At 64.5% G+C, this 13,290-nt stretch carries 12 protein-coding genes and 2 pseudogenes; 3 read left to right on the top strand and 11 right to left on the bottom strand.

Features of this window, described 5'->3' with window-relative positions; all coding sequences use genetic code 11:
* Nucleotides 1-9: 9 nt before the first annotated feature.
* From A5636_RS06965 to fgd, 4 genes are all read right to left on the bottom strand, one after another.
* Nucleotides 10-876, bottom strand: a complete 867-nt coding sequence (locus A5636_RS06965; protein ID WP_065157968.1) for an endonuclease domain-containing protein — start codon at nt 874-876, stop codon at nt 10-12.
* Nucleotides 877-950: 74 nt separating this feature from the next.
* Entirely contained in the window at nt 951-2,093 is a 1,143-nt protein-coding gene (locus tag A5636_RS06960) for an acetate kinase (RefSeq protein ID WP_065157967.1), read from the bottom strand.
* The gene (gene pta, locus A5636_RS06955; protein WP_437339809.1) at nt 2,086-4,140 is read right to left on the bottom strand and encodes a phosphate acetyltransferase; all 2,055 of its coding nucleotides are present in this window, start codon (nt 4,138-4,140) and stop codon (nt 2,086-2,088) included. The genes A5636_RS06960 and pta overlap by 8 nt, the downstream gene beginning before the upstream one ends.
* Nucleotides 4,141-4,162: 22 nt before the next feature.
* Nucleotides 4,163-5,173 carry a glucose-6-phosphate dehydrogenase (coenzyme-F420) gene (fgd, locus tag A5636_RS06950; protein ID WP_065157965.1) on the bottom strand — a complete coding sequence of 337 codons (1,011 nt, stop codon included), beginning with the start codon at nt 5,171-5,173 and terminating at the stop codon, nt 4,163-4,165.
* Nucleotides 5,174-5,202: 29 nt separating this feature from the next.
* Here fgd and A5636_RS06945 point away from each other — a divergent pair, with 29 nt between their 5' ends.
* A complete protein-coding gene (locus A5636_RS06945) occupies nt 5,203-5,940 on the top strand; it encodes an MBL fold metallo-hydrolase (RefSeq protein WP_065157964.1) in 738 nt (245 codons plus the stop codon).
* On the opposite strand, the gene A5636_RS26455 is transcribed toward A5636_RS06945, so the two are convergent.
* The 6 genes and pseudogenes from A5636_RS26455 to A5636_RS06920 form a co-directional block, all read right to left on the bottom strand.
* A complete protein-coding gene (locus tag A5636_RS26455; protein WP_065157970.1) occupies nt 5,937-7,253 on the bottom strand; it encodes an NtaA/DmoA family FMN-dependent monooxygenase in 1,317 nt (438 codons plus the stop codon). The genes A5636_RS06945 and A5636_RS26455 overlap by 4 nt on opposite strands.
* A 9-nt stretch (nt 7,254-7,262) precedes the next feature.
* Nucleotides 7,263-8,366: pseudogene (locus A5636_RS26450) on the bottom strand (LLM class flavin-dependent oxidoreductase); the annotation flags it as partial.
* Nucleotides 8,363-9,439: an LLM class flavin-dependent oxidoreductase gene (locus A5636_RS06935; protein WP_065157963.1), complete on the bottom strand. Its 1,077-nt coding sequence runs from the start codon at nt 9,437-9,439 to the stop codon at nt 8,363-8,365. The gene A5636_RS06935 and the pseudogene A5636_RS26450, both read right to left, overlap by 4 nt.
* Nucleotides 9,436-9,942, bottom strand: a complete 507-nt coding sequence (locus A5636_RS06930; protein ID WP_065157962.1) for a GNAT family N-acetyltransferase — start codon at nt 9,940-9,942, stop codon at nt 9,436-9,438. The genes A5636_RS06935 and A5636_RS06930 overlap by 4 nt, the downstream gene beginning before the upstream one ends.
* Nucleotides 9,929-10,864 carry an SAM-dependent methyltransferase gene (locus tag A5636_RS06925; protein WP_065157969.1) on the bottom strand — a complete coding sequence of 312 codons (936 nt, stop codon included), beginning with the start codon at nt 10,862-10,864 and terminating at the stop codon, nt 9,929-9,931. The genes A5636_RS06930 and A5636_RS06925 overlap by 14 nt, the downstream gene beginning before the upstream one ends.
* A 14-nt stretch (nt 10,865-10,878) precedes the next feature.
* Nucleotides 10,879-11,259, bottom strand: coding sequence for a DUF3054 domain-containing protein (locus A5636_RS06920; RefSeq protein WP_065157961.1), 381 nt, complete (start codon nt 11,257-11,259; stop codon nt 10,879-10,881).
* Between the two features lie 53 nt (nt 11,260-11,312).
* Here A5636_RS06920 and A5636_RS06915 point away from each other — a divergent pair, with 53 nt between their 5' ends.
* Nucleotides 11,313-12,485, top strand: coding sequence for an acyl-CoA dehydrogenase (locus tag A5636_RS06915; RefSeq protein WP_437339808.1), 1,173 nt, complete (start codon nt 11,313-11,315; stop codon nt 12,483-12,485).
* A gap of 11 nt (nt 12,486-12,496) precedes the next feature.
* Nucleotides 12,497-13,096 (top strand): hypothetical protein, encoded by a 600-nt coding sequence (locus A5636_RS06910; RefSeq protein WP_065157959.1) that lies wholly within the window; start codon nt 12,497-12,499, stop codon nt 13,094-13,096.
* Here the strand turns inward: A5636_RS06910 and A5636_RS26445 are convergent.
* Nucleotides 13,093-13,290 (bottom strand): annotated as a pseudogene (locus A5636_RS26445) (hypothetical protein); the annotation flags it as partial. The gene A5636_RS06910 and the pseudogene A5636_RS26445 sit on opposite strands and share 4 nt — an antisense overlap.

The raw sequence follows: 13,290 nt of genomic DNA, 5'->3' as shown, positions 1-13,290 counted from the left end.
AGTGCACAATCAAATCTGCTGACGTGCGGCAGAAATCGCCATCGCTTCTCGGACTCGTCGCAAAATCTGAGCCGGCTGATCTTCGGCGACGATCCGAACGATTATCCAACCCATTCGCTCAAGCAGCTCTATCCGCCTGATGTCTTTGACGTATTGGGGTCGGTCCGTCCGATGTTGATCGCCGTCGTATTCGACGGCAACCATGCACTCCTCCCAGCCAAGGTCTAGATACGCGAGCGGGATGCCATCCGTGCCCAGCACCGGTATCTGGGTCTGCGGCCGCGGAAAGCCGCCATCTATCAGCAGCAGTCGCAGATAGCTCTCCCGCGGCGATTGCGCCCCCGCGTCGACCAGGTCCAGCGTGGTCTCCAGCCGCCGTAGGCCGGGCGAGCCCGGGTGATTCTTCGCGACTTCCAGCACATCGACCACTTTGAAACCCGTTGCCGCCGCCAAAGAGTCCAACCGCGCGACTGCCGAGCGGACCGCGCCGCGCCGGCCGATGTCGAAGGCGGTGCGCTCGGGCGTGGTGACCACGCGTCCCTGCAGAAGTTGCACCTCGTCCTCGCGCAATCCATCGCGGCGGGTCAGCACGCCTGTTGGCGGATGCGTGTTGCCGTAAATCAACTCGACCGGAAAGCCCTCCGGAATCCACTTGGCGCCATGCAGCGCAGCCGCCGCCGCGCCCGCGATGGTTGCGGTGCCGCGCGACCATAGCCACGCGGCCGCGATGCGTTGCTCAAAGCACGGCTGCTGCACCGTTCGGGGCAGATACACATCGGGTAGCACCGCGCAGTAGTTCGTCCGCAGCTGGTGTCGGGTCATCGTCCCGCTCGCCAGTGCTTTGCTGCCCAAGAAAGGCCCGACCACATCCCGCATGGAGCGCACAGTCGCACGTCAGCGGCCAGTCCCGCTTACGCTCATCCACAACTACGCCCAGAGCACCGGTTTTGCTACAGCACGCTCACACAGTCGCGCGCGATGGCCAGCTCCTCGTTGGTGGGCACCACCAGAACAGTTATCCGCGAGTCGTCGGTGGAGATCCGCCGCATCCCGGAACCGTCGACGTTACGTCCTTCGTCAAGTTCGATACCCAGCTCGACGAGACCCGCCAAGGCATCTCGCCGCACCGCGGCGTCGTGCTCCCCGATCCCCGCGGTAAAGGTCACCACATCGGTGTGGCCCAACACCGCAAGGTAGGCACCGATGTACTTGCGCAACCGGTGAATGAACACGTCGTAGCCGAGTTTGGCTGCCGCGTCGCCGGATTCGATCATCGACCGCAGTCGTCGGAAGTCCCGCTCCCCCGCCAGACCCAGCACCCCGGACTTCTTGTTGAGCATCGACTCGATCTCGTCGACGTTCATCTTTGCGGTGCGCCACAGGTAGCTGTATACCCCGGGATCGATGTCGCCACTTCGGGTGCCCATCACCAGCCCCTCTAGCGGTGTCAGCCCCATCGATGTCTCGACCGGCCTTCCGCCGACGATGGCGGAGGCCGATGCGCCGTTGCCCAGATGCAGCACAATCTGATTCACACTCTGCAACGGCATGTCCAGGAAGGCCGCCGCCTGCGCGCTGACGTATTCATGCGAGGTGCCGTGGAAACCGTAGCGGCGAATTTCCCAGGCTTGCGCCAACTCGCGGTCAATGGCATAGGTTGCGGCGGCCGGCGGCAGATGGTGGAAAAAAGCTGTGTCGAACACCGCGATGTGGGGGGTATCAGGTAGCAGTTCGCGGGCCACCTCGATGCCCTGGATCGCGGGCGGGTTGTGCAGCGGGGCCAGCGGAGAAATCTCGTGCAGCTCGGCGATCACCTCGTCGTCGAGCAGGGTGGGACGGTGGAACTGGTTGCCGCCGTGCACCACTCGGTGCCCGACCGCCACCAGACCGCAGTCTGCCAGGTCCACTCCGTCATCGGCCAGCATGTCGAACGCCCGACGCAATGCCGCGTCATGGTCAGGGATCTCCGATGACGGCTCGCCAATCTGGTCGACACTGCCCGTCGCCCGCGAGATTCCGGAGTCAGGGTCGACCAGCTGAAACTTCAGCGACGAGGAGCCGGAATTGATCACCAGCACATGACGGTCAGCCATGGACGTCCTGCGCTTGAATCGCGGTGATCGCAACGGTGTTCACGATGTCTTCGACCGATGCCCCACGGGAGAGGTCATTGACGGGCTTGCGCAAACCCTGCAATACCGGGCCGATAGCTATGGCTCCCGCCGATCGCTGCACCGCCTTGTAGGTGTTGTTACCCGTATTGAGGTCCGGGAAGATCAGCACGGTTGCGCGGCCTGCCACCGGCGAGTCCCGCACCTTGGTTGCCGCGACCGACGGGTCCACCGCTGCGTCGTATTGAATCGGACCCTCCACCAAGAGATCAGGCTCTCGGGAGCGGACCAATTCGGTTGCCGTCTTGACCGTTTCGACGTCCGCCCCAGAACCCGACGTGCCGGTGGAGTAGGACAACATGGCCACTCGCGGGTCGATCCCGAATTGCGCCGCGGTGCGCGCCGACGAAATGGCAATATCGGCAAGTTGTTCGGGCGTCGGGTTCGGGACGATCGCACAGTCACCGTAGGCCAGCACCCGGTCGGGCAGACACATCAAAAAGATGCTCGATACCGTCGACACGTCAGGAACCGTACGGATGATCTCCAGCGCCGGACGGACGGTGTGCGCGGTGGTGTGCACAGCGCCGGACACCATGCCGTCCACAAAACCATTGTGTACCAACATAGTGCCGAAATATGTTGCATCACTGAGTGTTTCTCGAGCCTGCTCAAGTGTGACGCCTTTGGCGCTGCGAAGTTCGGCGTACTGCTCCGCGAACTGGTCATGCAGTTCACTGGTGCGCGGGTCAATCACCGTTGCGTCGTCCAGGCTGACTCCGAGTTCCGCTGCGCGCGAGCGCACTTGAGCCTCGTCGCCCAAGATCGTGAGGTCGGCAACGGAGCGTTGCAGCAGTCGGCCGGCCGATCTGAGGATGCGATCGTCCTCGCCCTCGGGCAGCACGATGCGCTGACGGTCCGATCTGGCCCGTTCCTGCAACTGGTGGGTGAACATCTGCGGTGTGGTGACGGTCGGAATCGGTATGGCGAGCTGCTCCAGCAGATCTGCGACGTCGACGTGTCGACCCATCAATTCCAGCGCGGTGTCGATCTTACGTTGCGAAGATGCGGTCATCCGACCGCGCGCCGAAGCCGCCGCGCTGGCCGTATCGTAGGTCCCCAGCGTGGTGGCGATGATCGGCAAGCGCAACCGCAACCCCTCGACGAGGGACGCGATCGACGGATGCAAATCGAACCCGCCGTTGAGGACGATGCACGACAGGGACGGAAACCCTTGCGCCGCATGGGCACTGGAGACGGCGAGCACCACGTCCGACCGGTCGCCGGGAGTGATCACCGCCATCCCGTCGCGCAGGCGTTCCAGCACGTGGTCGGCCGTCATCCCGGCGACCATCACGCCCATCACCTCGCGCTGGGTCAACTGTTCGTCTCCGCGCACCGGCGTCCCGTTCACCGCCGCGGTCAATTCGGCCACCGTCGGCGCCGCCAGCAGCGGTTCTTCGGGCAAGACATACCCCCGCGGCGTGAACTGTTCCAGCGCTTCGGCGACCTCCGTCAGCTCCTTCGGCGCACACCGATTGGCTACCACTGCCGCGGTGTGAGCGCGCTGCGCGGACAACTCGGCCAGACACACTTCGACGACGCCCGCGATCTCGTCGGCGGTGCGACCCTTGGCGCGCACAGTCAACAGCACTGGTGCGCCCAGGTTCACCGCGATGCGGGCGTTGACCGACAACTCCGCCGGACTGCCCACATCGGAATAGTCGCTGCCGACGATCACCACGGCGTCGCACTCCGATGCCATCGCGTGGTACCGATCGACGACCGTGATGATCGCGCCATCCCTGTCGTCATGCAATTGCTGATAGGTCACACCGGCGCATCGCTCATAGGGCAGATCGACCGTGGAGTGCTGCAACAGCAACTCGAGGATGTAGTCGCGGTCGGGGCCTGGCCGCGTAATCGGCCGGAAGACACCGACTTTGGCGACAGTCGCAGCCAGCCGGTGCAGCAGCCCGAGCGCAATCGTCGACTTGCCGGTCTCCGGTTCGGGCGCTGCAATATAGATGCTGGCGGGCGCGGCCTGGTTGTCAGCCAAGTTTGCGCAGCCTGGGCGCGAGGTCCTTTTCGAACAGCTCCAGGAACCGACGCTGGTCGTGGCCCGGCGCGTGGAATACCAAGTGATTGAGGCCCCACGTCACATACTGTCCGACCTTCTCCACGGCCTCGTCCGGGTCGGATGCCACGATCCACCGCTTGGCGATCTGTTCGATGGGTAGGGCGTCGGCGGCCTTCTCCATCTCGATCGGGTCGTCGATGCTGTGCTTCTGCTCGGCCGAGAGCGACAACGGCGCCCAGAACCGGGTGTTCTCCAAGGCCAGATCCGGGTCGGTGTCGTAAGAGATCTTGATTTCGATCATCTTGTCGATGTCGTCGAGGTTGCGGTCGTTGATGGCCGCGCCCTCTTTGACGGCCGGGATCAGCTTCTCGGTGTAGAGCTCCTCACCCTTTCCGGACGTGCAGATGAAGCCGTCGCCGGCACGGCCGGCGTACTTGGCCACCGCGGGTCCACCAGCGGCGATGTACACGGGCACACCGCCTTCGGGCACGTCGTAGATCGAGGCGCCTTTGGTCCGGTAATACTCGCCGTCGAAGTCGACGCGGTCGCCGCGCCATAATTCGCGCATCAGCCGTACCGATTCCCGCAGCCGGGCAAATCGCTCCTTGAACTCCGGCCAGTGACCCTCGTAGCCGGTCGCGATCTCGTTCAACGCCTCACCCGTGCCCACGCCGAGGAAGATGCGGTTCGGGTACAGGCACGACATGGTCGCGAAAGCCTGGGCCACGACGGCCGGGTTGTACCGGAACGTCGGGGTGAGTACCGATGTGCCCAGCTGTAGCCGCTCGGTACGTTCACCTACCGCGGTCATCCAGGCCAGCGAGAACGGCGCGTGCCCGCCCTTATGCCGCCACGGCTGGAAGTGGTCACTGACGGTGGCGCTGTCCATACCGTGCGCTTCGGCAAGAACAGCCAATTCAACGAGCTCACGGGGTGCGAATTGCTCAGCGGATGCTTTGTATCCGAGTTTGAGTTCAGCCACTGTTTCTTTCTACTCCTAGGCTGTCGGTCATGGCTCAGCTGATCCAGATCACCGACAACGTTCACCTCGCGCACGGACCCGCGGTGAATTGGGTGCTGGTCACCGACGACAGCGGCGTCATGTTGATCGACGCCGGCTATCCGGGCGACCGCGAGGAGGTGCTGACCTCGCTGCGCAGGCTGGGCTTCGGCCCCAGCGACCTGCGCGCCATTCTGCTCACCCACGCTCATATCGACCACCTGGGCACCGCGATCTGGCTCGCTCGCGAACATGGCGTCCCGGTGTATTGCCACGCCGATGAAGTGGCACATGCCAAGCGTGAATATCTGGAGCAGGTGAAAATCAGCGATCTTGCGTTGCGCCTGTGGCGGCCGCGGTGGGCGGTGTGGACCGCCCACGTAATGCGCAGTGGCGGCTTGATCCGTGACGGGATTCCGACCGCCCAGCCGTTGACGGCTGACATCGCCGCCGGGTTACCGGGCAACCCGAAGCCTGTTTTCAGTCCCGGCCACACAAACGGGCATTGCTCATATCTGGTCGACGGCGTGCTGGCCAGTGGCGATGCGCTGGTCACCGGGCACCCGCTGATCCCTGACGACGGGCCACAGCTGCTGCCGGCGATCTTCAGCTACAGCCAGGAAACCTGCATCCGCACGCTATCGGCACTGGCCCAGGTGGACACCGAGATCCTGGCGCCCGGGCACGGCCCACTGTGGCGAGGTCCGATCCGCGAAGCGACAGATGCCGCGCTGCGGAAGGCTCGCTAGATCCCCAGGTTCTCCCGCAGCGTTGTCCCGGGGTACTCGCTGCGGTACACGCCACGCTCCTGCAAGAGTGGCACCACTTGGTCTACGAATTCGTCCAGGCCGTGCGGCGTCAAATGTGGCACCAGGATGAACCCGTCGCAGGCATCGGCTTGGACGTATCGGTCCATCTCGTCGGCAATATGGCCGGCCGTGCCGACGAATTGCTGTCTGCTGGTCACCGCGATGACCAACTCCCGGATGGAAAGCTTTTCCGCCTCCGCACGTTCCCGGAATCGTCGCGCCACCGCTACCGGGTCGCCGTGTCGAACGCGGCCCTGGGTGATATCGCTGTCGACTATCGGATCGAAATCGGGCAACGGCCCGTCGGGGTCGAAATCGGTGAGTTCGCGACCCCACACCTGCTCGAGCATCGTGATCGCCGTCGCGCCGCTCACCTGCTGGTAGCGAATCTGACGGGCTTTGTCCTGCGCCTCGTCGTCGGTGTCCCCGAGGACGAACGTCGCCGCCGGAAAAACCTTGAGCTGCTCCGGATCCCGGCCTGCGGCCCGCGCTCGGCCCTTCACGTCGGCGTAGTACCGCTGACCGTCTTCCAGTGACCCGTGCAGGGTGAACAGAGCGTCGGCATATCGGGCGCCGAACGTCCGGCCCTCGTCGGAGTCGCCGGCTTGCAGCAGCACCGGATGGCCCTGCGGTCCCGCCGGCAGCGTCGCGAAACCGCGCACGTCGAACTGCGCGCCCGAATGTTGGACGCTACGTATCCCGTCCGGGTCAACGTAGACACCGGTCTTGCTATCGGCCACCACGGCTTTCGGAGCCCAACTGTCCCAGAACTTTCGGGCCACCGTGAGGAATTCGTCGGCCCGCCGGTAGCGGTCGGCATGGTGCAGGAAACCGCCACGCCGAAAGTTTGCACCGGTAAAGGCATCCGATGACGTGACGATGTTCCAGCCGGCACGTCCCTCCGACAAATGGTCGAGCGTCGCGAATTGCCTTGCCACTTCGAATGGTTCGTTGAAGGTCGTGTTGATGGTCCCGGTCAGCCCGATGCGTTCGGTGACTCCGGCCAGCGCTGCCAGCACAGTGAAAGTGTCGGGCCGGCCGACCACGTCCAGGTCGTGTATCCGGCCGCGGTGCTCGCGCAGTCGCAGCCCTTCGGCCAGGAAGAAGAAGTCGAATAATCCACGTTCGGCGGTGCGAGCCAGGTGGACGAACGAGTCGAAATCGATCTGGCTGCCCGCCGTCGGGTCGGTCCACACCGTGGTGTTGTTGACCCCTGGGAAGTGCGCCGCCAAATGAATGAGCTTGCGAATCATGGGGTTATCCCCCAACCGTTGGGCGATCAGCTCGTGTGAACGCAACCGGTCCTGGTGCCGGTGGGTCACCGAGGTGACAACGAGCTCGTCGGCTCCGGTGACTCGTTGCAACGCCTCCAGACGTTCGGCTACCTCATCCGGATTTCCGACGAATTGTGTTGCGATACGGTCTTTTACGACTTTCAACTGTTCTTCGGTGAGCGGTCCGCAATCGTCCGAGTCTGGGTAGGGCATGGCGCCGATGCCAGTTCGGATGGAGTAGACCCAGTGGCCGTAGCCGGCAGCCAGGCGCTGGGCGGTGGCGGTGTCGTCGGCGACCACGATGTCGGCCGAGACCACTACGTAGGGCCGCGCCAATGCCGCCGACGGTACGAATGTGTCGCGATAAGCCTCGACGGCCTCGAGAGCGGTCGCGGGCGTGATGTGGTAGCTGGCGACGAACGGTAGTCCCAGGGCACCGGCTACCCGCGCGCTCTGCCCTCTGCTGCTGCCGAAGATCCACGGACGCAGCCCGGAATGCTCGCCGGGCATCGCGTGTACGTCGAACTCGCCGACACGATAGCGGCCGTCAAGGAAGGCGACAATGTCACCGACCTGCTCGGCGAAGTCGGGCGAAACCGCCTCGGGCTGCTGCAGAATCGACATGGTGGCCTGCAACCGATCCAGGTCGAGTAATCCGCGCAGGTTGAATGGAGTCGGCACCACCACGCCGTCGACCTCATGCCACTGGCGGGGCGGCCGCGGTTCTCTTGGCTTCCTGGGTTTGCGCTCATCCGATCGTCGCTGCCCGGACCGACCGACACCCAGATCGATCCGGCCCGGGTAGAACGCATCAAGCATGCCGAAGTTCTCGACGACTGAGATGGCGGTGGTGTAACCCAACTGGACCGCCCCGGCACCGACGCGAATTCGGTTGGTAGCAGCCGCAATCTGGCCGATCAACACCGCCGGTGACGAACTCGCCACACTCACGAAGTGATGCTCGGCGACCCAGTACCGTTTGAACCCCCACTGCTCGGCGCGCTGGGCGAGTTCGATGGTGTTGCGTAATGCGGTGGCCGCGTCACTACCGGCGCTGATCGGGGCCAGATCCAGGATCGACAGCGGGATCATCGGTTCACCGCCACATACCGATTGGGCGCCACCGGCAGGCCGAGCCGTTCACGTAATGTCTCCGAATCTCGGTAAGCAGTGCGAAACTGCTTGGCACGTTGTAAGAGCGGCACCACCTGTTCGGCGATGACCGGAAGATCGGTTGCGTTGACGGACGGACGCAACCGGGCGCCGTGGTAGCCCGCGCGCTGCCACCCCAGCAGCATGTCCACCAACTCCGCGGGCGTGCCCGCCCACACCCAGGTGTCGGATCGGAAGTCGTCCTGCCCATGAAACGAAACAACGATGTCGGCAAAGACTTTCAAGCTCCCGCTGATGCCACGCACTTCATCGAGGATGCCAACCGCGGCGGCTTCATCGGAGGGCGTGACGAAGATGACGTCGGAGGTCGCCGCCGCGAAGTGGTAAACGGGTGTGGCGTGCGCCAGGGCAACGACCACCGGCTGGCCTTGCGGTGGGCGAGGTGTGATGGACGGGCCTTTGACGGAGAAATACTTCCCGGTGAAATCGATGTAGTGCAGCTTGTCTCGGTCGACGTAGCGTCCAGTGGCAACGTCGCGGATCACCGCATCGTCCTCCCAGCTGTCCCATAGCCTTCGCACCACGTCGACGAACTCGACACCTTCGTCGAACAGCGCGGCCGAGTCGACGGATCGGCGTCCGAACAATGCCGCTTCGTGCGCGGTGCCACTGACCCGCGGCTGCCAGCCCGCCCGACCATGGGACACATGATCAAGTGTGGCAATGGCTTTGGATACATGGAACGGTTCGGTATGGGTGACCGTGGCCACCGGGATCAACCCGATGTGCTGGGTAACCGGAGCGATGCGAGCGGCGACCAGCACCGCGTCGCCCCGTCCGGCCAGACGGTCCGGATGTATTCGCGAACTCCGACCGATCTGCGGCATCAAGGTGTCATCGATTGTCAGGAAATCCAGGAGTCCGCGCTCGGCGGTGCGCGCCAGATCGGCCCAGTAGTGCCCGCTGAGCACCGAGCGGGTATCGGCGGACAGTTGCCAGGCGTGGGTGTGCCAGCCATACCCGTCCAGGGCGACGCCGAGATGAAACGTCACGGCTGTCCCCGTTCGAGGATTTTCAGGAACGCGACTGGGAACACGGGGCCGCGGGCGGGCAGCGGTTCTGCCAACCGGGTGTAGCCGGTCGCGTGGTACAGCTCTTCGGCCTCGGGCTGACGGTCACCGGTGATGAGGTACACCCTGCTGTAACCGCGGGCAGCGATCTGTGATTCCAGCGCTGCCAAGAGCACCCTGGCGTAGCCGCGGCGGCGGTGTTCGCGATGGGTCCAGACCCGCTTGAGTTCGGCAGTCTCTTCGTCGAACCGGCAGAACGCGCCCCCGGTTACCGGCTTCCCGTCCAGCACGCCGATCAACATGCCTCCGTGTGGGTGGGCGAATTCACCGTCCGGACTGTCGACGAGCCACGCCAGATACCGTGCCGGCTCACCGCCGTAGCGCTCCGCGTACTCATCGGCCAACGCCAAGAGGAGCGGTTGAGCCAATGGATCGTCCAGGGCGGCCGGCACGAACTGCAACGGGCCCGATCTAGCGATTGCCACTTGACCCGTTCCCGTCACCACCCGCGGCTAAAGCTGCCGTGACGTACCGGGGTGTGACCGACAGATCGTGCGACGTCACCCCTCGACGCCCCAACCCGATGGCGGTGCGCAGATCGACCAGCGTCCGGTCGGTGGTAAGCCAACCGTGGGCGGCCAAATACTCTGACACCGAACGGAATTCGGCCGCATACGTGATCTTGGCCAAGTCGATGTCCAAACCCCCTCGGCGCCAACCATCGAAGAAGGCGTGTCCTTCCTGCAGCTGCGCCGGCGTCCAGGGCAGGTGGTCCGCCGCAAACCAGCTGCCGGCCACGGACGCGGAGCTGACCTGACGCAACAACCGATCCTGCGCATCCGGCGGCAGGTAGCCGACGAATAGGTTCTCGGCGACCCACACCGCACGTTCGGTCGGGTCGAATCCAACTCGCTGCAAAGCGCTGAACCAGTCATCGCGGAGATCGACGCCTACTACACACCGGTTGGTGGTCAGCTTGGCACCCAGACCCCGCAACACGTGGTCCCTGAAATCCACCACCCGAGGCTGATCGAGTTCGTACACCGTCGTTCCCGACGGCCACCACAGCCGAAAGGCCCGCGTGTCCAGACCGGCGCCCAGGTTCACCACTTGGCGGATTCCCGACTGGGCGGCGCTGGACAAGAAGTCGTCCAGAAACCGGCCGTGTACCGCGAGCACGTTGATCATCCCGGACACCATCGGGTTGTCCCCGCCGTCGGTCGCGTACTGCTGGTCCTCGATCAACCGGCTGAAGTACTCGATGCCGGCGGCCCGCACCAATGGCTCGGCGAACGGATCGTTGATCAGGCCTTTTTGGGTGGCTACCGCCCTGGCGACGGCGCTGAATGTCGCCGTGATTCCCACGCCGGTGGCCTGGTCCCAGGTGTCACCGTCCTCGCGTACCATCGCGTTCGGCCTGATCAGCGGTCCGAGCGGCGCCGGGCGCGAAGCTGAACGGCGGCGCGCCAACCGAGCAGAAACACGGCGGTCACCGTCGATGCGACCGCCACGAATGCGACCGCCACGCTGGCCGAACTGACTTTTCGCAGCAGCATGCCGATCAGCACGGTCGATACCCACACGATCACGCCGGTAGGAGCCAGCGCCGTCGGCCGGCGCCAGCCGCGTGACAACAGCCAGCCCACAGCCGTTCCAGTCAGAAACGGCCATGCCGTGGTTGCGAGTCCACTGACCGTGATGCCTTCGTCGTGACTACGGCGACCGAGGGCGCAAAACACCAGAACCGCCACCACGTCCGTCACCAGCCAGCCCAGCCAGGCCGGCCCCCGCCGTGGTTGCATGCAGCGAGAATACCGGGCCGGGGCAGGATTGAGGCATGAGCACCGCTGCATCAATGCCCTCGTTTGATCCCTATGACCCGCTCGGGTTGGACGCATCGTTGTCCGACGACGAGATCGCCGTCCGGGACACCGTTCGCTCATTCTGCGCCGAGCATGTGCTCCCGCACGTGGGCCAGTGGTTCGAAGACGGTGACCTGCCGGTCGCCCGCGAATTGGCTAAACAGTTCGGCGCACTGGGACTTTTGGGAATGCATCTGGACGGCTATGGATGCGGCGGAGCGTCCGCCGTTCACTATGGCCTGGCGTGCCTGGAACTCGAGGCCGCCGACTCGGGAATCCGGTCCCTGGTGTCGGTGCAGGGTTCACTGGCGATGTTCGCGATCTGGAATAACGGTTCCGAAGAGCAGAAGCAGCAGTGGCTGCCCGGCATGGCGGCGGGTGAACTAGTCGGCTGCTTCGGGTTGACCGAGCCCGACGTCGGATCCGATCCGGCGGCGATGAAAACGCGGGCGCGCCGCGACGGTTCGGATTGGGTGCTCAACGGCCGGAAAATGTGGATCACCAACGGTTCGATCGCCGACGTCGCGATCGTGTGGGCCGCGACCGATGAAGGCATCCGCGGATTTCTCGTCCCGACCGATACTCCCGGCTTCACGGCCAACACCATCCACCACAAGTTGTCGCTGCGGGCCTCGATAACCAGCGAACTGGTAATGGACGACGTGCGGGTGCCAGAGGACGCTTTGCTGCCCGGTGCCACCGGACTCAAAGGACCATTGGCCTGCCTGTCGGAGGCGCGCTACGGAATCGTCTGGGGGTCGATGGGCGCCGCACGCTCGGCCTGGCAGTCCGCACTGGAATACGCGACCGAGCGCACCCAGTTCGGTCGTCCGATCGCCGGATTCCAACTGACCCAGGCCAAGCTCGTCGACATGGCCGTCGAACTACACAAAGGCCAACTATTGTCGCTGCACCTGGGCCGGCTCAAGGACGGCGTCGGGCTGCGACCCGACCAGGTCAGCTTCGGCAAGCTCAACAACACCCGGGAGGCGATCGAGATCTGCCGCACCGCACGAACCATATTGGGCGGCAACGGGATTTCGCTGGAGTACCCGGTGATCAGGCACATGGTCAACCTGGAGTCGGTGCTCACTTACGAAGGCACGCCGGAAATGCATCAGCTCGTTCTTGGTCAAGCCTTCACCGGACTGGCTGCATTCCGATAGAAAGGTAACCGATGAATGTTGTTGCGAGCCTTATCATTGCCGTCGGAGTTTCCGTTGCTCTGGCGTCCGTAGCCGACGCTGACCCGACCGGCGGGTTGCCGCCGATGAATTCGACTGGGAGCGGCCCGGTGGTGGGCGGCGGCGCCGACGCCGCGATAGCCCAACAGCTGTTCACCTTTCACGATCCCAACATTCAAGAGGCCGACGGCAATGACGCCGCTCAATTCATCAGCGCGGCAGCCGGTCTCACCAATCGCGACCTCGCCACCGTCTTTCAGCCGCTGCAGCGGGCACTGGGCTGTCAGACGAACGGATCCGGATTCGGGGCCCGCGCCTACCGTCGGGCCGACGGGCAGTGGGGCGGCGGCATGCTGGTGATCGCCAAGGGCGGGGTAAAGGACATCGAAGCCCTGAAGGCGTGCGTAAAGAATGCCTGGCGGCGGGCGACGGTGGGCACGCCGACGTCAATGTGCAACAGCGGGTGGAGCTACCCGCCGTACAGCGATCGCAAAGGCGAGGGCTATTTCGTCTTGTTGGCCGGATCGAACTCGGACTTCTGCGGCCCACCGAATGCGAACTACCGCGGCACGGCTAGTTCCTGGCCTACCTAGAAAGGTGGCGGGTCGTCGAAGGGCGGCGGTTCGCCGCCCCGATCCGGAGACGAACTGGCGGCTGCGTAGCCCGAGATGGCCGGCTGCCGGGCCGCTTGGCGAGCTTGGCGGTTGTGTCGGCGTTCGGCGTCGACGCGGTAGGCGCGGTCTTGGGCGCGGGTGCGTCGGCGCTTGGGCATCATCGCGGTGCGCTC

The sequence above is a fragment of the Mycobacterium asiaticum genome, from assembly GCF_001673315.1.
Lineage (GTDB): Bacteria > Actinomycetota > Actinomycetes > Mycobacteriales > Mycobacteriaceae > Mycobacterium > Mycobacterium asiaticum_B.
The sequence above is the reverse complement of the archived record's forward strand: the minus strand, read 5'-3'. Positions and strand labels throughout refer to the sequence as shown.